Genomic DNA, 20,870 nt, shown 5'->3' on the forward strand with positions numbered 1-20,870 from the left:
GAAAAATCTGGAGATAAATATGAAATCAAAGTCCTTAAAATTAAGTAGCTTATGTTTAGTCATGATGGGGGGATATCAGGGGGTAGCGGCACAGGCTCAAGCGCAGCTGCTGCCATTATTTAAGGCAGCAGAGATTCCATCTTTATGTGATGCCAATCTGGCCAGCATGCAAAAAGATATTCAGATATTTGAAAATCAGAAAATTAAAAATAAGGCCAAGGCAGGGCCTTATCTGGCTGAATGGGATGAATTGCATGCCAAAGCCCGGGATTTTGGTGCAGCAGTCGGATTGTATAGTAATGTCGATCCAGACCCTGCATTGCGTCAGGCAGCAGATGACTGTGAGCTGAAAATCAGCAAGTACCAGACCACGCTGTACCAGAATCCGAAACTGTATGCCCAGTTCAAGAAACTGAAGGCCAGTGATCCGATTGATCAAAAATTCTTACAAGATATTCTGGAGCAGTTTGAAAAAACCGGGGTACAACTCAGTGCAGAAAAACAAAAGCGCCTGAAAGACATCATCGAAGAATCGACCAAGCTGTCTCAGGATTTCGCCAAAAATGTACGTGATAATCCGCATAAAGTCGAATTTACCCCAGCAGAAATGAAAGGTCTGCCAGCCAGCTATATGGCGGGCTTAAAGAAAAATGAAAAAGGCAATTATCTGCTTGGCTTTGACTATCCGGAATACCAGCCATTTATGGAGCTGGCAGAAAGTGATGAAGCACGCAAACGCTATCAGACGGCTTATACCCGCCGTGGGACAGAGCAAAACCTGCAATTTATGAAAAAAGCCATTGATCTGCGTTATGAGATGGCTCAACTTTTTGATAAAGAAAGCTATGCACATTCAGCCCTTGAATTTCGTATGGCAAAAACCCCAGAAGCGGTGAATTCTTTTCTAGAGGATGTGTATAGCAAAGTCGCACCTTTAGAGAAACAAGATGTAGAGGAGTTACGCCAGTTCAAAGCCGAGACCTTAAAAGTTCCACGAGAGAAAGCAGACATTACTCGCTGGAATCAGGGCTATTGGAGTGAAAAACTGCGTCAGGCCAAATACAAGGTCGATCAGGAAAAACTGCGCGATTACTTCCCGACCGAAGCGGCACAAAAATGGTTATTTGCTGTGTCATCAGAACTGTACGGGATTGATTTCAGGCCGATGAAAGTCAAGGCCTGGCACAATGAAGTGGAATATTATGCGGTACATGACACTGCCTCAGGTGAATTCTTGGGCGGATTATATGTCGATAAATACCCGCGTGAAGGTAAATATGGACACGCGGCCGTCTGGGGCGCCTATGGTGGCAGTACCCTGAATCAGCGTCGTCCGGTGTCGGTACTGGTCACCAACTTCAACCGCAAAGGTTTGAACAGCAACGAGCTGGAAACCTTTGTGCATGAAATGGGGCATGCCTTACACGGGATTTTATCGAAAACCCGCTATTCCGAACAGTCTGGTACATCGGTAGAACGTGACTTGGTGGAAGCACCTTCACAGATGTATGAAGAGTGGGCACGCCGTCTGGAAACCTTATCAAAAGTGGCCGATTATTGTGAACCGGCTTGTCCACGTGTCGATGCTGCCATGACTGAGCGTCTCAAAGACGTAAAAAACTATGGTCGCGGTCTGCATTATGCGCGTCAGACTTTATATGCGCAGTACGATATGGCCTTACACAGTAAAGATGCCCTCAAGACCGACCCATTAAAATTATGGCAAGAGATGGAAAGCAAAACTGCCTTGGGTTATGTACCCGGTCAGCAGTTCCCGGGACAGTTTGGGCATGTGATGGGCGGCTATCAGGCAGGTTATTACAGCTATATGTGGTCCGAGGTGATTGCGCTGGATATGCTCTCTGCCTTTGGCGATCAGTTGATGGATAAAAAAGTCGGTGCGCATTATCGCAATACGGTCTTGGCGCAAGGCGGACAAAAACATGGTGAGCAGATGGTGAAAGACTTTCTGGGTCGTGATCCGGACAGCAAAGCTTTCTTTAATGAAATCTCTGGAAAAAATTAAGGAAGGCAAGCGATGCTGGCATATATTATTCGACGGCTCTGGCAAATGATCCCCACCATGCTCGGGGTGATTTTGCTGATTTTTCTGCTGTTTAACTGGGTGGGGGGCGATCCTGCCTATATCCTCGCCGGTAAAATGGCCAATGCAGAACAGATTGAAAACATCCGGCAACAGCTTGGGGTGGATCAACCGTATTATGTGCAACTGTGGATTTTCATCAAGCAGATTTTAACCTTTGATTATGGGGTGAGCTGGAGTACCGGCGAGTCGGTGGCGCAAATTATTAGTACGCGTCTGGGACCCTCACTGACCATTCTGATTCCACTGACCATTTTGCAAACCATTATTTCCATCATTTTGGCCTTGGGTGTGGCGTCAGTTCGCGGCAGTCTGACCGATCGCATGATCATGATGCTGTGTACCATCGGTATGTCGATCAGTATTCTGGTCTATATCATTGTGTTTCAGTACTTCCTCGCTTATGAGCTGAGCTGGTTTCCGGTGCAGGGCTGGAGTGATAATTTCGCTGACAATCTTTTTAAATACGCCTTGTTGCCTGTACTGATTATGCTGGTGGTGAGTATTGCCCCGACCTTACGTCTGTACCGTAGTTTCGTACTGGATGAAGTCAATCAGGACTATGTGCGTACTGCACGGGCCAAAGGTCTGGGCGAGAGCCGGATTCTGGGCGTGCATGTGCTACGCAATGCCTCGATTCCGATTATTACCGATGTGATGGCGGGGCTTCCGGCACTGCTGATCGGTGCTTTCCTGATTGAGCGTTTTTTCGGTATTCCGGGGATTGGTCGTGAAGTGATTATTGCCGTAGAGCGTTCGGATTTCCCGGTGATTAAAGCGATTACGGTCTATGTTGCCGCTGCGACCATGATATTCAACCTGATTGCCGATCTGATCTATAAATGGGTCGATCCACGCGTACAGTTGAAGTAGGTGAATTATGCTGAGTGCGATATTTAAAAAAGAGCAACACGCTCAAGCCGTGCCTGAGTCTACTTCGACAGGATTATGGCAACTGGCCATGCGCCGTTTGAAACGTGACCGGATTGCCATGTTCTCCTTGTTGGTGGTGCTGTTTTATCTGCTGCTACTTTTGCTTTCCATGAGCGGTTTTATTGCCAAGGACTGGAATAAAGAAGTGGCGGTCAGTTATGCACCGCCAAGTTTTATCAGTGCAGCGCCGGTGCCGGCTGTTTCCGGTGAAGAACAGGAAGCAGAATCGGTCGTTTTACCGGTCAATCCAGTCGATCCTTTAAAAGAGGTGATTGCAGAACTCAATGCTGAAATTGCTGCAGAGCAAAGTATGGGGGGCAGCATCGATTATTATGGTGTAACAGATCCGCTGGCAGAAGACATGCACGTCATTAACCAGCAGCTCGGTGGTCAGCTGATGGATCAGGACAGCGAATTAAAACAGAGTCTGATCTTTGGTGCGGATAAATGGGGACAGGATGTTTTACAGAAAACCATTAAAGGTGCGGAAACCTCGATTCTGGTCGGACTGGTTGCGGCTTTGGTCGCTGTGATCATTGGCACCGTACTTGGTGCACTTGCCGGTTATTTTGGTGGCTGGGTCGATGATCTCCTTAACTGGTTTTATAATGTCTTTACTTCAATTCCTTATTTACTGCTGGTTCTGGCAATTGCTGCGGTGTTACAACAGAAAGGGATTTTATCAATCATCCTGATTTTAGGTCTGACCGGCTGGACGGGAGTATTCCGTCTGGTTCGTGCCGAGTACATGAAACATACGGCGCGTGAATATGTACTGGCTGCCAAGGCGATTGGGGTGAGTAATTTACGGCGTATGTTTGTACATATTTTTCCAAATGTCAGTCATATTGCCTTGGTACAAATGTCCATTCTGGTGGTGGCTTTTATCAAATCTGAAGTGATTCTCAGCTTCCTTGGTTTTGGCGTGCCAATCGGAGTAGTGTCTTGGGGAAGTATGCTGAATGAAGCGCAAAGTGAGCTGATTTTAGGAAAATGGTGGCAACTGGCCGCAGCCTCGATTGCCATGGCAATACTGGTGACGGCTTTCTCGATGTTTACCGATGCACTCCGTGATGCATTAGATCCGAAACTGAAATAGGAGCGCAACCATGTCTGAAATCAATCCAAGTACAGCACCTGCGTTACTTCGCGTGGAAAATCTGCGTGTCAGTTTTAAAGGTGAAAATAAACAATATATCGAAACCGTAAAAGGGGTTTCTTTTGAAATTCCGGCCAATACTACGGTGGCATTGGTGGGAGAATCGGGAAGTGGCAAGTCGGTTACTTCACTGGCGACCATGGGCTTGCTCCCGACGGAAAGCGCGCGTATTTCCGAAGACAGCCGGATTATCTTTGAAGGGAAAAATCTGCTTAAGCTCAAAACCCGTGACATGCGCGAGATGTGTGGTAAAGACATTGCCATGATTTTTCAGGAGCCGATGTCCTCGCTCAATCCGGTATTTACGGTAGGCATGCAGATTGCAGAAATCCTGCAACTCCATTTGGGTATGAATAAAAAACAGGCGCGGCAACGTACTTTAGAACTGCTCAAAGAAGTGGGTATTCCTGCACCTGAAACTAAAATCGATGCCTATCCGGGACAGCTTTCGGGGGGGCAGCAGCAGCGGGTCATGATTGCCATGGCCATTGCCTGTGAACCCAAGCTGTTAATTGCGGATGAACCGACCACTGCCCTGGATGTCACCATTCAAAAGCAGATTCTGGACTTGCTGGAATCTCTGCGTCAGCGCCGTCAGATGTCGATGCTGTTCATTACTCATGATCTGGCTTTGGTGGGGGAAATTGCCGATCAGGTGATTGTGATGCGACATGGTGAAATTCGTGAACAGGGTTTGGTTCAGGACGTACTGGATCGACCTCAGGATATGTATACCCGGGCTTTATTGCATTGCCGTCCACAATTGTCGCAACGTCCGTTACGTTTGCCGATGATCAGTGATTTTATGAAACAGGATGGTTCAACCTGGCTGGACGATATCCACCTGAATACTCAACTTCCGCAACGCTCACGCGGACTCAAGGGCGGAGAAGAAATTATTCTGGATGTACGTGATCTGAAAAAATCTTTTTATAGCCGCAAAGGTCTGTTTGGCAAAGATGAATTTCAGGCGGTGAAAGGGGTTTCTTTTCAGCTGGCCAAAGGTAAAACCTTGGGGCTGGTCGGAGAATCCGGTTCGGGCAAAACCACCATTGGCTTGCTATTGATGCGTTTGCAACAGGCAACAGGCGGTAAAGCGCTATTTCAGGGGCGGGACATTTTGGCCATGTCTGAAAAGGAATTTAACCAGTATCAACGTAAAATCCAGATCATTTTCCAGAATCCTTATGCCTCTTTAAATCCGCGTTTTACCGTGGGGCAAATCCTGATGGAACCAATGCAGATTCATAAAATTGGTCAGGATGATACAGAACGCAAGCAAATGGCTTTGGACCTGTTGGAGCGGGTCAGCTTGCCTGTTCAGGCTTTTTATCGCTATCCGCATGAGTTTTCCGGTGGTCAGCGTCAGCGAATTGCGATCGCGCGTTGCCTGACTTTAAAACCTGAAATTTTAATCTGTGATGAATCGGTCTCGGCACTGGATGTTTCAGTACAGGCGCAGGTCTTGAATTTACTGCAAGATTTGCAGGATGAATTTGGACTCAGTTATATTTTCATTTCACATGATTTATCGGTGGTGAAGTATATTTCAGATCAGATCATGGTGATGAATCATGGGGAACTGGTGGAAATTGCCAATTCAGATGAATTGTATCAGTCACCACAGCATGAATATACCAAGCGTTTACTCAGTGCCATTCCACAAGGGATTCCACAAAGTGCCTGATACATAATGCATAAAAAAGTCAGGCATTTGCCTGACTTTTTTTGTTTATATCAATTAAAACTTTTTAAAGCCTTTATTGACACCGTATGGACGACGTGGCGCATTTTCATCACGCTCTTCACGGCGACCAAAAGCTTGATCTGGACGAGTTTCGCGGCGAGGAAATTGAGTATTGCCATCACGGTTGTCACGACGAACGAACTGCGTACCATTTTGGTTTTCATTTCTGTCACGACGACCATAGGCATTGTCATCACGACGCTCGCGGCCAGGGTTATTCTGTGGTTGTTGTTCATCACTGTCACGACGTTGCTGACGCAAGAAACCGCCACGGCGTGCAGCCATCGGTTTATCCTGCATACGCTCGTTACGACGTTTCGCCATACCAAACAGGCCTGTACCTTGACGTGGTTTCAGTTCCACAGCTTTGGTCAGGTTGTCGATATCGTTTTTATCCAGTTCAATCCAGCGACCGGTACGCAGTTCGCGTGGCAGAATCACAGTACCGTAGCGGGTACGCAGCAGACGGCTTACTTTCAGACCTTGTGATTCAAAGATACGACGTACTTCGCGGTTACGACCTTCTTTTACTACGACCTGGAACCAACGGTTAATACCATCACCGCCGAGTTCAGAGAACGATTCGAATTTCGCTGGGCCGTCATCTAATACCACGCCTTTAAGCATGGTGTTTTTGATTTGTGGTGTCACCTCACCCATGACACGAACTGCGTATTCACGTTCGATTTCATTGGATGGGTGCATCAAGCGGTTGGCAAGTTCGCCATCATTGGTGAACAGTAACAGACCGGTCGAGTTAATATCCAGACGGCCGACCATCACCCAGCGATCGCCCGGAATCGCAGGCAACTGTTCAAACACGGTCGGGCGGTTTTCAGGATCGCTACGTGAGCAGATTTCGCCTTCAGGCTTATAATAGATAATCACACGACGACGAATTTCGTCTTCAATCTGAAATGCAACCTTACGACCATCGATGCGAAGCTCATCACCTGGTTCGATTCGTTCACCCACTTGGGCAATTTGCCCATTGACGCTTACACGACCCGCGGCAATGACTTCTTCCATATAACGGCGAGAACCCAAACCAACGCGTGCAAGCACCTTTTGCAATTTTTCACTCATGACAGCATAACCTTAGAAATAATTATCAACAGTTCACCTATTTATGACTTCGGTGCATTTGCATCGAGGGCCATAAAAGCTTCCTTGGCATCCTGCAGGGGAGGCAATTGGCCTAAAGAATTCAAGCCAAACGCATTTAAAAATTGTGGCGTTGTCATTAACAACGCAGGTCTTCCAGGGAGTTCACGAAATCCGGATTCTTTAATCCAGTTCCAGTCAAACAGCGTACGCAAAATCTGACTGTTATTCGTCACACCACGAATTTGTTCAATATCGGCTCGGGTCACCGGCTGGTGATAAGCAATCACTGCAAGTGTTTCAAGTAAGGCTGGCGACAAGCGAGTTGGTCGCTCAGGCCAGGTCTGTGCAATAATATTACGATATTTTGCACGCACTTGAAAACGATAACCTTGTGCTGTTTCAATCAGTTCAATCGAACGGCCATGCATTAACATGGAAAGTTGTTGTAAATACTGACGTAATTCCTGTTTGCTATAGCGATCCTGAAAAGCCTCTTTCAGACGCGCCAATGAAACCGCAGAGTCGCTGGCGAAAATAATCGCCTCAAGCTGCATCAACACCTCATGCAGATGATCTTCTGCAGAAAACAGCGTATTTGGCTCTAGTGTCATTGACTGGCTCCTTGAACTGCGAGCGGGGCTTCAATACCTGTAGCAATAATCTGGATTTTTTGTTGCCGGGTCAGCTCCAGCACTGCCATAAAGGTCACCACCATACCCATGCGTCCCTGACTCGGTTTGAGTAAATCGGCAAAAGATAAGACTTCGCCAGATTCCAGACAGCTTTCAATATAGGCAATCCGTTCTTCGAGCAGTACCGGTTCCTGTTGCACCTGATGAATCACCGGTTCAGGACGGTTAAAAACACACAACAAGGCATCACGCAGTAAATCGATCGAATAGCCTTCATTATTCTGCTGAACGTCGCCCAGACTGACATGGGTCAGGAATGTATCACGTTCCAGAATAGGCATTTGCCCCAGACGTTCTGCTGCCTGTTTAATTCTTAAATAATTTTCTAAACGGTCGATCAGTTCTTGTTTTGGATCTTGCTCAATCGCAGACAGGCTTTTCGGTTTAGGCAATAACAGACGCGATTTGAGATCTGCCAATAAAGCAGCCATCACCATATAATCTGCGGTCAGCTCAATATTCAGGGATTTCATTGCATCCATATAGGATAAATATTGCGCTGCAATCGGCGCGATATCGACTTGCAACAGGTCAAAACCGTTTTTTTGAATCAGGTAAATTAAAAAGTCGAGTGGGCCTTCAAAATGTTCTAACAAGATTTCAAATGCGGCGGGAGGAATATACAGATCCTCTGGAATAGTATCCTGCCATTCATCCAGAACCCGAATGTGCGGAGCAGATTCCATTGTGTTATGGATAATTTGAGTCATTACAATTATAGGCCACGCGAATTTTCAAAGGCATGCAAAGGCTTGATCTTCGGTATCTCATCGAAAGAAAAAGCATAGAATTAAGTGCCGTCATTGTACTGGAAAAGTAACTCTAAATAAATTAAATAAGGAGTCAAAGGCATAAAAACTTGAAAAAATAATGGAATTTATTTGCAATTTAAAAGAAGGCCCCAAAAAAACAGCCAGATAAGCGGGGCAAAGAGTCAATGTGTTACGGGTGGAAGCTATGACCATATCCATGTTTTAGTATCTGTTTTAGTATCCTGCGATATGATTAATACCTATCTGAGTGCTAAGAACTTCAGCGCGGTGAGGAAGGATATTCACTCAGTGCAAACTCAATCATACGTTGGCAAGTCTCTGCCAGGCATAGGTTCTGGCTTGAATAGATCTGTAATAGCTGTCGAAGCAAAGCCAAATTCATGAAAAACTGATATTCAGTAGCATCAATGTTTAGAGTGGGACTGGGCGAAGGATATGCTTCGATCATGATGGCCCTGGATTGAAGTGTCCAAGGCAGTTCTGCATAGATACAATATTGGGCAGAGAATTCATGCTGATTCAGCAGGATATAAAATAAATCCATAGACTGACTCCTGCAGTCGGCTGGAAATAAGATGGCATTCTTTATTCAAATGCGCTGACATCACCCACGCCACGACGAATAATTTCTGGATGATCACCAGATAAATCAATAATCGAGGTGGTGCTTAATGTACCTAAACCGCTATCGATAAACACATCAATGCGTTTGCCCAATTGCATTTCAATCTCAAAAGGATCATCCAGCGGATCGGTCTGGTCCGGCAAAATCAGGGTAGAGGTCAAGAGAGGCTCACCCAGTTCTTTGAGCAGCATCTGACACACCGGATTGCTCGGAATGCGCAGGCCAATGGTTTTCTTTTTGGGATGCATCAAGCGTTTCGGCACTTCACTGGTGGCCGGTAAAATAAAAGTGGTGACTGCTGGTGTATTGTTTTTGAGTAAGCGATACATGGCATTGTCCACTTTGGCATAGGTGGCAATATCGGATAAATCACAGCACAAAATTGCATATTGATGTTTTGGGCCAAGTCCGCGAATCTGCGCAATGCGTTCCATGGCACTTTTATTCCCAATCTGGCAACCAATCGCATAGGCAGCATCCGTGGGATAGACCACCACATCGCCAGCACGGATTCGTTCTACCGCCTGACTGATTAAGCGCGGTTGCGGGTTATCGGGGTGTACGCGTAAATGCAGCATAGAGGCTACTCCAAGCTTGGGCTGATGGCTTATTATGTGGCGCTCAGGCAGCGTCTGGCAATCACCAAAAAGGTAGATTTGTGTAATTTAATCAAGCATTTCACGTATAAATTCATCAGATTGTAAACTTTTGCCACCTCTGCTACAGGCACAGATACATTGAATAAAGCGTTGTGCATCCCGTGGCAATTTTGCCTCACCACGAAAATAAGCCTGCACTTGTGCATAGACATGATCTTTAAAGCGGGTTCCGTCACCGCCGTCACCAGTCAGGTTATCCAGCGACACCCGAAATTTACGCCCAAAGGCCTGGGCAAACATCCACTCGATTGCCTGCGGTTTAATTTCTACCTGTTCAAACAGCGCTTGTTGTTCGGCTGTACGCCCATCCGGGGCATACCAGTAACCAAGATCCGGAAGTTCCCGGCGTTTATCCCCGGCAATTGTCCAATGGCTGATTTCATGCAAGGCACTATTAAAGAATCCATGTGCAAACTGAATCCGGGCAGGAGTATCGGCATCGGCAGGAAAATATTCAGGTTCAAATTCGCCACGGACTAAAGTCACATTTAAATGGGAAAACCAGTGATTAAAGTGTAAGATGAGCCAGTCCACCTGCTGCGCTTCTGACGATAAATTCGTCCATGGCGAGAGTTGCACTTGTTGTGTTGAACTGTCAGAATCAAGGCTTGGAATTGTGCTAACGAGTGATGAAACATTCACTTCTGTTTGCGGCTGCAACAGATGCATGACTTGAGTTACCCAAATGGTCTGTCGAAATAAGTACAAAATTGTATCTTAATCTTTGACAGAGTACTGATGAATTTGTAGAATTGCCGCCTTAATTATGTCAGCAAATACCTTTCCGGCACAGATTGAGCCGTTTAAATGGGCTGAACAGGGCTTTAAATGGTCAGGTCAACTGCCTTTATCCCGCTTTGTTCGTATCGCTCGTGAAGCTGTTGGATCAATTGATGATCAATTGATTAACATAGACTGTAAGCTATCAATGGATGCCTATCATCGTATTGCATGGCTAGATGGTCACGTTGAAACAAAAGTTCCTATGGAATGCCAGCGTTGTCTGGAAACTGTAGAGATTGAACTGGTTTCATCGTTCCATTTGGCACTTGTGGATGATGAGTCACTGATAGAGCGCTTGGATGAGGATGCTGATTTCATCGTCCTAGGTGAAAGTGAAGCAACGACCAAAGGTGACTATGATGCACCTGCGACCGCTGATTTGCTCGCGCTGATAGAAGATGAACTGTTATTGTTGGTGCCGTTGTCGCCTAAACATGAGTTTTGCGAACATAAGCATCAGCCTGCCATAGAAGAAGTTGTCGAAGAAAAACGAGATAATCCGTTTGATGTTTTGGCAGCTCTGAAGGGTAAACTTAACTAATTTTTGTGTTATACTCTTGTGTATAAGACAATCGAATTTGTTCTGATCCATTTTTTCGATCTTTGTAAGGAGCCATCATGGCCGTTCAGCAAAACCGTAAAAGTCGCTCTCGCCGTGACATGCGCCGTTCACATGACGCTTTAACCGAGAATGCATTAACTGTAGACCAAGCTACTGGCGAGACTCACCGTCGTCACCACGTATCTAAAGATGGTATCTACCGTGGTCGTCAATTATTCGCTAAAGCATCTGCTGAATAATTGATGATGTATTAAGCGTCAAGCTTAGTAGAAAAAATGGGAGCATTTAGCTCCCTTTTTTTTGTCCTTGATTTTTGCTTGCATCGGTTTTTTGTTGTATTTGGCAATTACCGCCAGCAAAATTACATGCTAAATTGCGCTCCACAATGATTTAGGTGGCTTTATTGGCCAGTCTTCTTGCTACAACTGAAGATGATACCTCTTGAATGAAAGGATTTTATTATGTCTGCGACACAACTCGAACAAGCAGCACAAGCAACGAAAACTGCATTTGTATTTCCGGGTCAAGGCTCACAAAAAGCCGGCATGCTGGCTGAACTTGCAGAGCAGTTTTCTGCTATTCGCGAGACATTTGCAGAAGCCTCTGAAGCTGTCGGCTTCGATCTGTGGCAGATTGCGCAAACTGGCGAAAACTTAAATCAAACTGAATTTACCCAGCCGGTATTGCTGACTGCAAGTATTGCCTTGTGGCGCGTGTGGCTGGAATCTGGTGGTGTGGCACCGAAATATCTGGCAGGCCATTCACTGGGTGAGTACAGCGCGCTGGTGGCAGCGGGTAGCCTAAGCCTGGGTGATGCAGTTAAACTGGTCAACCTGCGCGGTAAACTGATGCAGACGGCTGTACCTCAGGGTGTCGGTGCAATGGCTGCTATTTTAGGTCTGGATGATGCCAAAGTGATTGAGCTGTGTGCACAGGCCACGGCAGCAGGTGAAGGTTCTGTTGAAGCGGCAAACTACAATGCCCAAGGGCAGGTTGTGGTTGCAGGCAATAAAGATCGCGTTGAAGCAGTGATGGCACTGGCCAAAGAAAATAGCGCTAAGGCGATTGCATTGCCGGTATCGGTTCCATCGCATTGTTCACTGATGAAACCTGCGGCAGAACAGTTTGCGCCTGCATTGGAACAAACCGCCATTGAGCTGCCATGCATTCCTGTATTACAAAATGTAGGCGCTGAAGCTGCGGCTGATGTCCCTGCATTGCGTCAGGCCTTAACAGCGCAACTTTATGAATCAGTACAATGGACCAAAACCCTGCAATTCCTTCAAGATGAAGGCATTCAGTACATCGTTGAATGTGGTCCGGGTAATGTATTGAGTAACTTGGCGAAACGCCTACCGAATATCGAAAAAGCACTTCCACTGGATAGCAAATCTCGTCTGGAAGATGCATTGAACACCGTATTGACGGCAGAAGGGAAAATTGCATGACACAGGAACCGAAAGTTGCCTTGGTAACAGGTGCAAGTCGTGGTATTGGTGCTGCGATCGCACAACAGTTGATTCAGGATGGTTATTTTGTCGTGGGTACTGCGACCTCTGAAGCGGGCGCTGAAAAATTATCTGCACAGTTTGCTGAAAATGGTGCGGGCAAAGTTTTAGATGTACGTGATGGTGCTGCGATTGATGCACTGGTGACGGAGATCGAACAGAACTATGGTCCAGTGCTGGCGTTGGTTAATAATGCCGGTATTACCAAAGACAACTTATTGCTTCGCATGTCTGAAGATGACTGGGATGATATTTTAAATATTCACCTGAAAGCCGTTTACCGTCTGTCTAAACGTGTGCTGAAAGGCATGACCAAGGCACGTTTCGGACGCATCATCAACATCAGCTCTGTGGTGGCACACTTTGCCAACCCGGGGCAGGCCAACTATTCTGCTGCCAAAGCCGGAATTGAAGCCTTCAGTCGTAGTTTGGCCAAAGAAATGGGTAGCCGTCAGATTACGGTTAACTCGGTCGCACCAGGCTTTATTGCAACTGAAATGACGGAACAGTTAAGCGAAGAAATTCGTAAAAAAATGACTGAGCAAGTGGCGTTAAACCGTTTGGGTAACCCACAAGATATCGCAAATGCTGTAAGTTTCCTGGCTTCAGACAAAGCCAGTTACATTACTGGTACAGTTATGCATGTAAATGGGGGCTTATACATGAGCTAAGCTCAAGTATAAACTTTCCAAATTTTTTAGATTCAATTAAACTAACGGCATTAAAAACGCCACAAGCAATGAGGAGAATTCCTGTGAGCGATATCGAACAACGTGTTAAGCAAGCAGTTGCAGAACAACTTGGTATCAAAATCGAAGAGATTAAAAACGAAGCGTCTTTCATGGATGACTTAGGTGCAGATTCTCTAGATCTAGTTGAACTGGTTATGTCTTTCGAAAATGATTTCGACATCACGATTCCTGATGAAGATTCTAACGAAATCACAACTGTTCAATCTGCAATTGACTATGTTTCTAAGAAACTGGGTTAATCGCCGATTTCAGCTTTGCTGAGCATAAAGACCACCCTCTCGGTGGTTTTTTTGTGTCTGCTTTTCACCTAAATGGAAATTTTACAATCGATTACCTTTCTGTCACCAATGACTAACTATGCCTTGGCTATTTTCATTATAAAAATAAGAGTGATATGACATTAACGACAAGAATGGAGTTCCATATGGGTCTTTTTGATTTTGTAAAAGGTATCGGTAAGAAAAATACAGCTGCCGCAGAGCCGCAGGCCGCACCAGCAAATACTACTCCAGCCGCAGCAGCACAGCCCGCAGAGCCTTCTGCCCAAGAAGTCGCAAATAAATTACTTGGTCATGTAAAAGGTCTGGGTCTTCCGATCACTGGTTTATCCATCAGTTATAATTCAACCTCGGATCTGGCCACGGTCAGAGGTCAGGTGCAAAGTCAGGCCGATCGTGAAAAAATTATTCTGGCGGTGGGGAATATTGATCATGTGGCCAAAGTGGATGATCAGCTTACGGTCAGCAGCCCTGAACCGGAAAGCAAATTCTATACGGTAAAATCGGGGGATAGCTTGTCAAAAATCTCGAAAGAATTTTATGGTGATGCCAATCAGTACAATAAGATCTTTGAGGCCAATCGCCCATTGCTCAAAGATGCTGATGATATTTTCCCGGGACAGGTATTGCGTATTCCGGCCTGATTTTTAAGTCGAAAATAAATATCTAAATATCTAAATATCTTGTTCACCATAATGCCCCATTTGGGGCATTATTTTTTTGGAAACAGCTTGAGCGCTGAATGTTGAAAGATAAAAATAATTACCCGCCAAGATCCAGATAGAGACTTTCTTTTACTTCCTCCATGACCACATAACTATGTGAGGAAGCAGAAGCAGGTAATTTTTTTAGCAAATCGCCTAACAGACGCCGATAGGCACTCATCTCTTTGAGACGTGCCTTGACCAGATAATCAAAGTCACCGGAAATCAAATGACATTCCAGTACTTCTGGAATTTCGGTCAGATTCCGCGCCACCTGATCAAATACATCACCCGATTTGGCAGAAAGCTTAATCTCCAGAAAGACCAACAAATTGCGTTCTAGCAGTTCCGGATTTAAGCGCGCGTAATAACCCATGATAATGCCTTCGCGCTCCAGCCGTTTTACCCGTTCTGAACAGGGTGTGGTTGACAGGTTCACACGTGCTGCCAGCTCACTAATGGCAATCCGGCCATCGCGTTGCAAGATATCCAGAATCATGCGATCAATGCGGTCTAATTTACGCATCAATATTTCCCTCTTTTTTTTAATTCTGCCCGAAAAAAATGTTTATTTCACTAAATATATCATCTCAATATAGTTAAATTCACTATTGATCCAAAAATATACTAGTTAAATCAACTAGAAAAATTTGAGGGTAGTAAGATGCGCGTTTTGGTCTTAGGCAGTGGTGTAATCGGTGTGGCGAGTGCCTATTATCTGGCGCAGCAGGGTGTAGAAGTTACAGTGCTCGACCGTCAAACCGGGCCGGCTGAAGAAACCAGTTTTGGCAATGCCGGACAAATTTCTCCGGGCTATTCGACGCCATGGGCAGCACCAGGCATTCCATTTAAAGCAGTGAAATGGATGTTCCAGCATCATGCACCTTTAGCCATTAATTTAGATGGCAGTATGTGGCAGTTGAATTGGATGGCACAAATGCTGAAAAACTGTAATCCAGCCAGCTATGCGATTAACAAAGAACGTATGACCCGTGTGGCTGAATATAGCCGTGACTGTTTACGTGAATTGCGTAAAGAAACCGGGATCAGTTATGAACACCGTTCTAAAGGTACTTTGCAAGTCTTTCGTAACGAAGCGCAATTAGAGATGGTGCAACGTGATATTGCGGTATTGCGAGAATGCGGCGTACCGCATGAATTGTTGTTGGGCGCTGATCTGGCCAAAGTTGAGCCAGCCCTGGCGCATGCCCAGGATAAACTGGTGGGCGGCTTGCATTTACCCAATGATGAGACAGGCGACTGTTATTTATTTACCAATGCCTTAGCCAATGTTGCCAAAGAATTGGGCGTGCAGTTTAAATTTAACCAAAATGTTGAGCGTTTGGTGATTGAAGGCGATGAAATTAAGGGGGTGGTGGTCAATGGTGAAGTGCTGACGGCTGATAAATATGTATTGGCATTCGGTAGTTATTCACGTGATTTCTTAAAACCTTTGAATCTGGATTTGCCGGTTTATCCAGTCAAAGGCTATTCACTGACCATTCCAATTGTTGATGCCAACTTTGCACCACAATCTACGGTGCTGGATGAAACCTATAAAATTGCCATCACGCGTTTTGACCAGCGGATCCGTGTTGGCGGTATGGCCGAACTAAGTGGATTTAACCACAATTTGAAAGACAATCGCCGTGCCACTCTGGAAATGGTCACTCAGGAATTATTCCCAGGCGGGGATCTGGCAGAAGCGAGTTTCTGGACCGGTTTACGTCCAATGACCCCAGACAGTACCCCGATTATTGGTGTAACGCGTTTTAAAAATCTGTTCCTGAATACTGGACATGGCACCCTGGGTTGGACCATGGCCTGTGGTTCGGGCAAGTTAATCAGTGACATTGTGTTGAATCATAAAACCGAAATCAGCACTGAAGGACTTTCACTCGGACGTTATTCACACGCGGCCTAAATTGCTGTTTCAAGGAAGAAGCTATGCCACGCCCAATTCAAGCTGTAGTGCACTTAGATGCATTGCAGCATAACCTGAAGATCGCCAAAGCCGCAGCGCCAAATGCAGAAGTCTATGCTGTGGTTAAAGCCAATGCCTATGGTCATGGTATTGAGCGAGTCTATTCAGTATTTCAATCAGCCGATGGTTTTGCCTTGCTGGATTTGGCTGAAGCGCAGCGTCTGCGTGCGCTCGGTTGGCAGGGCAAAATTTTACTGCTCGAAGGAATTTTTGCTGTAGACGATTTAGACGTCTGTGCTGCATTAGATTTAAGTTTTAGTCTACATAGCCAGCATCAAATCACCTGGTTAACGCAGTTTCAGCAGATCAATCCAGACGCAAAATTTGATGTGTACTTAAAACTTAACAGCGGTATGAACCGTTTGGGTTTTCAGGCCCACGAATATACGGATATTTTTAAGCAAGTCCAGACAGTGGGCAATGTGCGCTCAGTTAGCCATATGACGCATTTTTCCGATGCAGATGGTCAGCGCTTTGGCCAGAACGGCATTGATTATCAATATTCAATGTTCACGCAAATCACTGGGTCTTTAGCCGGAAAAACTTCTGTCAGTAATAGTGCAGCCATCCTGCGCCATCATCACCACATTCAATCTGACATTGTGCGTAGTGGCATCATGCTGTATGGCAGTTCGCCTGACTATCCTGACCATACTATTGATGACTGGAATTTGCAGCCCGGCATGAGCCTGCGCAGTGAAATCATTGCGATTCAGTATATTCAGGCTGATGAAAGTGTGGGTTATGGTTCTAACTTCGTTGCGGAGCAGGCGATGCGCATTGGTGTAGTGGCGTGTGGATATGCCGATGGGTATCAGCGCATTTCAGCCACAGGTACACCAGTTCTGGTGGATTCAGTGCGAACTCAAGTTCTTGGTCGGGTCAGTATGGATATGCTTACCGTCGATCTGACCGCTGTCCCTCAGGCGACTGTGGGGAGTGAAGTCGTACTTTGGGGGAAATCTTCGCAAGGTGAAATTTTATCAATTGATGAGGTCGCGGCCGGTTCAGGAACCGTAGGCTATGAATTGATGTGTGCGATTACGGCTCGTGTACCGGTTCGGATTGAAAGCTAAAACTAAATATTGACCAAATAACGGAAGAAATTGAGAGGACATATGATGATGGAACACACCGATATCCAGCGTATTAACAGCAATCAGGTCATGAGTGCTGTCACCATTCACAACCAGACCGTGTATGTATCAGGGCAGGTGCCGGATAGCACCCGTCAGGATATTAGCGGTCAAACGCAGGAAGTGCTGACGAAAATTGATCAGCTGCTCAAGCTGGCAGGAACAGACAAAAGCCGACTGCTGTCGGCACAACTATTTGTGAAAAATCTGGAAGATTTTCAAACCGTGAACCAGATCTGGATTCACTGGTTGCAAGGACAGGGAACTCCGGCACGTGCCACCATTCAGGCAGATCTGGTCAATCCTGACTGGCTGATTGAAATTGCAGTGATTGCAGCACAGGCTTGAGTTGTTTTGATTTTTATATCTCCCAACTCAATTTTGTAAGGACATCAGCTCCGGTCATTTAGCTTTTTAAATGGAACTTCATCTGCATTCAGGATTTCAGGAAGAAATCCGATCAGATGGGCAAGGGTCTGATGCGAAAAAGGAACTAAACATGAATACAACATCCGCTAAAGATGACGCAGCGCCGTCGCAACATGAGCTACAACGCAAGCTATCCAATCGGCATCTGCAGTTAATTGCCATTGGTGGTGCAATTGGTACCGGTTTATTTATGGGATCGGGTAAAACTATCTCTTTGGCCGGCCCTTCAATTTTATTTATTTATATGATTATTGGCTTTATGTTTTTCTTCCTGATGCGCGCATTGGGTGAGATATTGTTGGCTAATTTACATTACAAATCATTTATTGATATGGCGCGCGACCTGATTGGTCCGGGCGCGGCCTATTATATTGGCTGGTCTTATTGGCTTGGTTGGGTTCTGGTCGGGATTGCCGATTTAGCAGCGATTATTAATTATCTGAGTTTCTGGTTGCCTGAGGGTGTGGCCTTTACCCCCATCGGGCAGGCATTGATCAGTGTCGGCTGTGTATTGCTGGTTCTGGGTTTGAACTTGCTGACGGTCAAACTGTTTGGTGAAATTGAATTCTGGTTTGCCCTGATTAAGATTTTAGCCATTTTAGGCCTGATTTTTATTGGCGGCTTTATGGTGTTGAACCAGTTTCAGGCACCAGATGGCAGTACTGCAAGCTTTAGCCATGTCTGGTCGGGTGGTATGTTCCCCAAAGGTGCGGATGGCTTCCTGGCAGGCTTCCAGATTGCCTTATTCGCCTTTGTCGGTGTGGAATTGCTCGGTACGATGGCAGCTGAAACCAAAGATCCTGAGAAAAATTTACCCAAAGCCGTCAATGCGATTCCGACGCGTATTATCTTGTTCTATGTGTTGTCATTGTTTGTAGTGATGTCAGTGACCCCATGGGCTAAAATTCCTGCGGATCAAAGTCCTTTTATCAGCTTATTCATGCATGCCGGTATTGGTGCGGCGGCGATCATCATGAATCTGGTGGTCTTGTCATCCGTCATGTCTTCCATGAATAGTGGTGTATTCTCCACCAGTCGTATGCTTTTCGGATTGGCGCGTGGTCAACAGGCACCTGCCGCTTTGGCGCATCTATCGAAACGTTCTGTACCAGCCAAGGGTTTAATGTTCTCATGTGCCTTTATTATGGCTGGTGCAGCTTTGCAGTACTTTGTGCCCAATACCTTGGAAGCTTTTACTTTAGCGACGTCGCTGTGCGTGATTTTGTTTATTAGTATTTGGAGCTTAATTATGGTGTGTTATCTACGCTACCGTAAATTACGCCCTGAACAGCATGCCAACTCCACCTTTAAAATGCCGGGCGGGGTATGGATGAGCTATATCGTACTAACTTTTCTGGCTTTCGCTCTGGTCATTTTAAGTTTGGAGCCAGATACATTCAATGCATTAAAAATCAGTCCATTATGGTTGATTATTTTGACAGTAACTTATTATGTACTGTATCGGCCGCGTGTCGCAGCCGCGAGAAAAGCGGCATTAGAAACACAATGAAATAGCTCAAAAAAATCCCCGCCTGATCGGGGATTTTTTTATGGTGTGATGAATCATTTGTGAACTTCGTCCTGTGCCCTTAGAATTGAAGAAAAATTTATAATTAAAAATAAGGATCTATATGAGGGGATGGAGTAAAAACAGGCTGGGGTTATGGTCGCTTGGCATTCTTGTGGGAATAGCCATTCTGTTGGTATTTACTGCAAAGTGGCTGCGTACAGATCAACCTTTAACGGATACGGCAAAAAAGTTTATTCAGCCAGATTTAATCTATAGGGCAAATGTTCAGCAACACTCATATTTTTACTTATTGGGAATTGCTGCCAAAGATGAGGTTCACCCTCAGGCACTGGGTCGTTATCGTTACCATCGGGAATGGGCAAACTATATTCAAGATCAGAATGCTGCTGAAAATTTGCAGATTGACTCAGGATTAAACCGTCAGCTGAGCCGAGCTGGTTTTTCTGAACAGGAAAAAGAACTTCTTGAAAATCTGCAAATGCGTTTGGCTAATTCAGCTGAGCAGTTTTCTGCATTGGTGGTAGAACATAAAAAATCGTTACACGCTTTACTGGAGCGTGAGCGTATTCCTTTACAACGGTTTTCAGATTTATTGGAACACCAGGATTATATTTCATTGGTGATTCCGCCGCAGGCAGTCGGGCCTGATTATCGCTATATTCAAAATTTACAGTTGCTGAAACTGGCTCACATCCAGCTTGATTCAGGCTCTAAAGTGCAGGATTATGCACAGCAGTTTCATCAGGTTTTAGATTTTAGCCGGAACCGCTTGTCTTTGGTTGAAAAAATGCTGCTACAGAATTGGCTCAGTCAAATGATTGATCTGATTGGGATCGAGCAAAAAAATGAAAGCAATCCAGTCATGCTTAACAATCTGGATTCAGATCAATTGGGTTTAAAAGCAAGTCTGCAAAATGAATTAATGGGACATTATTTGCTGACCCAATATCTGGCACATGCCTCTGAAATCAGCCCTGTACAGCTAAAATGGCTGTATTTACCCAATACCACCTTTAATGCAATTGCAGCACAATATGAGGTGTACTGGATGCTTTCGGAAACACCGTATGTTGAACTGCAAGAGCGGCTTACGACAAGTGAGCCTTCTTCATTGTCTAAATGGCGACTAAAAAATGCGATTGGACATGTTCTAGCGCAGGTCAGTAAGCCCAACTTTGAAAAATATATTGTGATGAATCATGTCTTAAACAATAAAATTATGACTTTTAATGCAGTCAATTCAGGCAGTATAGAGACAGAGCTATTGAATCAAAATGCAGCAGGGCGACGTTATTTTCAGCAAGATGGAAAGTTATGTATAGCACTGCCATTTTCTCAACAGAAATTGTCTGAACTGAATCTGAAGCAGGATGGCTGTGTAAAAATCTAGAATGCCAAAATAAA

The 20,870-nt window shown here is 45.4% G+C and carries 22 protein-coding genes; 15 read left to right on the top strand and 7 right to left on the bottom strand.

The genetic code is table 11. The features are described 5' to 3' along the window. Positions 1-19: 19 nt before the first annotated feature. Genes FTT73_RS08735 through FTT73_RS08750 form a run of 4 tightly spaced genes read left to right on the top strand, consistent with a single transcriptional unit; the run spans position 20 to position 5,883 of the window. Complete coding sequence (locus FTT73_RS08735) at positions 20-2,026, top strand: M3 family metallopeptidase (protein WP_180191292.1); 2,007 nt, start codon at positions 20-22, stop codon at positions 2,024-2,026. A 12-nt stretch (positions 2,027-2,038) separates the two neighbouring features. Beyond that, positions 2,039-2,977, top strand: a complete 939-nt coding sequence (locus tag FTT73_RS08740) for an ABC transporter permease (protein WP_005172401.1) — start codon at positions 2,039-2,041, stop codon at positions 2,975-2,977. 7 nt (positions 2,978-2,984) lie between these two features. Next, complete coding sequence (locus FTT73_RS08745; RefSeq protein WP_005172399.1) at positions 2,985-4,136, top strand: ABC transporter permease; 1,152 nt, start codon at positions 2,985-2,987, stop codon at positions 4,134-4,136. Between the two features lie 10 nt (positions 4,137-4,146). Continuing rightward, the gene (locus FTT73_RS08750; RefSeq protein WP_180191293.1) at positions 4,147-5,883 is read left to right on the top strand and encodes an ABC transporter ATP-binding protein; all 1,737 of its coding nucleotides are present in this window, start codon (positions 4,147-4,149) and stop codon (positions 5,881-5,883) included. A gap of 54 nt (positions 5,884-5,937) precedes the next feature. Here FTT73_RS08750 and rluB read toward each other — a convergent pair whose 3' ends face one another. The 6 genes from rluB to FTT73_RS08780 all read right to left on the bottom strand — a co-directional run bounded on the left by rluB (position 5,938) and on the right by FTT73_RS08780 (position 10,468). Then, positions 5,938-7,029 (bottom strand): 23S rRNA pseudouridine(2605) synthase RluB, encoded by a 1,092-nt coding sequence (rluB, locus tag FTT73_RS08755; RefSeq protein ID WP_074384125.1) that lies wholly within the window; start codon positions 7,027-7,029, stop codon positions 5,938-5,940. 41 nt (positions 7,030-7,070) lie between these two features. Continuing rightward, positions 7,071-7,661, bottom strand: a complete 591-nt coding sequence (scpB, locus tag FTT73_RS08760) for an SMC-Scp complex subunit ScpB (protein ID WP_005095975.1) — start codon at positions 7,659-7,661, stop codon at positions 7,071-7,073. Beyond that, complete coding sequence (locus tag FTT73_RS08765; protein ID WP_180000227.1) at positions 7,658-8,452, bottom strand: ScpA family protein; 795 nt, start codon at positions 8,450-8,452, stop codon at positions 7,658-7,660. Before FTT73_RS08765 ends, scpB begins: the two co-directional genes overlap by 4 nt. 322 nt (positions 8,453-8,774) lie before the next feature. Beyond that, a complete protein-coding gene (locus tag FTT73_RS08770; protein ID WP_005095980.1) occupies positions 8,775-9,059 on the bottom strand; it encodes a hypothetical protein in 285 nt (94 codons plus the stop codon). A gap of 41 nt (positions 9,060-9,100) precedes the next feature. Next, on the bottom strand, positions 9,101-9,718 hold the full coding sequence (locus FTT73_RS08775; RefSeq protein WP_005095982.1) for an L-threonylcarbamoyladenylate synthase: 618 nt from the start codon (positions 9,716-9,718) through the stop codon (positions 9,101-9,103). Between the two features lie 87 nt (positions 9,719-9,805). Continuing rightward, a complete protein-coding gene (locus FTT73_RS08780; RefSeq protein ID WP_005095983.1) occupies positions 9,806-10,468 on the bottom strand; it encodes an elongation factor P hydroxylase in 663 nt (220 codons plus the stop codon). A 97-nt stretch (positions 10,469-10,565) separates the two neighbouring features. On the opposite strand from FTT73_RS08780, the gene FTT73_RS08785 reads away from it, so the two are divergent. From FTT73_RS08785 to lysM, 6 genes are all read left to right on the top strand, one after another. Continuing rightward, complete coding sequence (locus FTT73_RS08785; protein ID WP_074384127.1) at positions 10,566-11,123, top strand: DUF177 domain-containing protein; 558 nt, start codon at positions 10,566-10,568, stop codon at positions 11,121-11,123. Between the two features lie 77 nt (positions 11,124-11,200). Then, positions 11,201-11,383 carry a 50S ribosomal protein L32 gene (rpmF, locus tag FTT73_RS08790; protein ID WP_004279227.1) on the top strand — a complete coding sequence of 61 codons (183 nt, stop codon included), beginning with the start codon at positions 11,201-11,203 and terminating at the stop codon, positions 11,381-11,383. Positions 11,384-11,605: 222 nt separating this feature from the next. Continuing rightward, positions 11,606-12,592 carry an ACP S-malonyltransferase gene (gene fabD / locus FTT73_RS08795; RefSeq protein WP_005095987.1) on the top strand — a complete coding sequence of 329 codons (987 nt, stop codon included), beginning with the start codon at positions 11,606-11,608 and terminating at the stop codon, positions 12,590-12,592. Continuing rightward, positions 12,589-13,323, top strand: coding sequence for a 3-oxoacyl-ACP reductase FabG (gene fabG, locus FTT73_RS08800; protein WP_005095990.1), 735 nt, complete (start codon positions 12,589-12,591; stop codon positions 13,321-13,323). Before fabD ends, fabG begins: the two co-directional genes overlap by 4 nt. Before the next feature lie 83 nt (positions 13,324-13,406). Beyond that, positions 13,407-13,643, top strand: a complete 237-nt coding sequence (gene acpP / locus FTT73_RS08805; RefSeq protein WP_004646101.1) for an acyl carrier protein — start codon at positions 13,407-13,409, stop codon at positions 13,641-13,643. 185 nt (positions 13,644-13,828) lie between these two features. Next, positions 13,829-14,326, top strand: coding sequence for a peptidoglycan-binding protein LysM (gene lysM / locus FTT73_RS08810; protein ID WP_005095992.1), 498 nt, complete (start codon positions 13,829-13,831; stop codon positions 14,324-14,326). A 118-nt stretch (positions 14,327-14,444) separates the two neighbouring features. Here the strand turns inward: lysM and FTT73_RS08815 are convergent, their stop codons facing one another. Beyond that, the gene (locus FTT73_RS08815; RefSeq protein ID WP_005095994.1) at positions 14,445-14,912 is read right to left on the bottom strand and encodes an Lrp/AsnC ligand binding domain-containing protein; all 468 of its coding nucleotides are present in this window, start codon (positions 14,910-14,912) and stop codon (positions 14,445-14,447) included. A gap of 138 nt (positions 14,913-15,050) precedes the next feature. Here FTT73_RS08815 and FTT73_RS08820 point away from each other — a divergent pair, with 138 nt between their 5' ends. The 5 genes from FTT73_RS08820 to FTT73_RS08840 all read left to right on the top strand — a co-directional run bounded on the left by FTT73_RS08820 (position 15,051) and on the right by FTT73_RS08840 (position 20,856). Then, positions 15,051-16,310: a D-amino acid dehydrogenase gene (locus tag FTT73_RS08820; RefSeq protein ID WP_005095996.1), complete on the top strand. Its 1,260-nt coding sequence runs from the start codon at positions 15,051-15,053 to the stop codon at positions 16,308-16,310. 23 nt (positions 16,311-16,333) lie between these two features. Then, positions 16,334-17,446 (top strand): alanine racemase, encoded by a 1,113-nt coding sequence (gene alr, locus FTT73_RS08825; protein ID WP_180191294.1) that lies wholly within the window; start codon positions 16,334-16,336, stop codon positions 17,444-17,446. Between the two features lie 45 nt (positions 17,447-17,491). Further along, the gene (locus FTT73_RS08830; RefSeq protein WP_005172374.1) at positions 17,492-17,854 is read left to right on the top strand and encodes a RidA family protein; all 363 of its coding nucleotides are present in this window, start codon (positions 17,492-17,494) and stop codon (positions 17,852-17,854) included. Positions 17,855-18,005: 151 nt separating this feature from the next. Beyond that, entirely contained in the window at positions 18,006-19,445 is a 1,440-nt protein-coding gene (locus FTT73_RS08835) for an amino acid permease (protein ID WP_180191295.1), read from the top strand. A 172-nt stretch (positions 19,446-19,617) separates the two neighbouring features. Further along, on the top strand, positions 19,618-20,856 hold the full coding sequence (locus FTT73_RS08840; RefSeq protein WP_373686440.1) for a hypothetical protein: 1,239 nt from the start codon (positions 19,618-19,620) through the stop codon (positions 20,854-20,856). Positions 20,857-20,870 lie beyond the last annotated feature (14 nt).

The sequence above is a fragment of the Acinetobacter sp. YH01006 genome, assembly GCF_013420445.1.
GTDB lineage: Bacteria > Pseudomonadota > Gammaproteobacteria > Pseudomonadales > Moraxellaceae > Acinetobacter > Acinetobacter pseudolwoffii.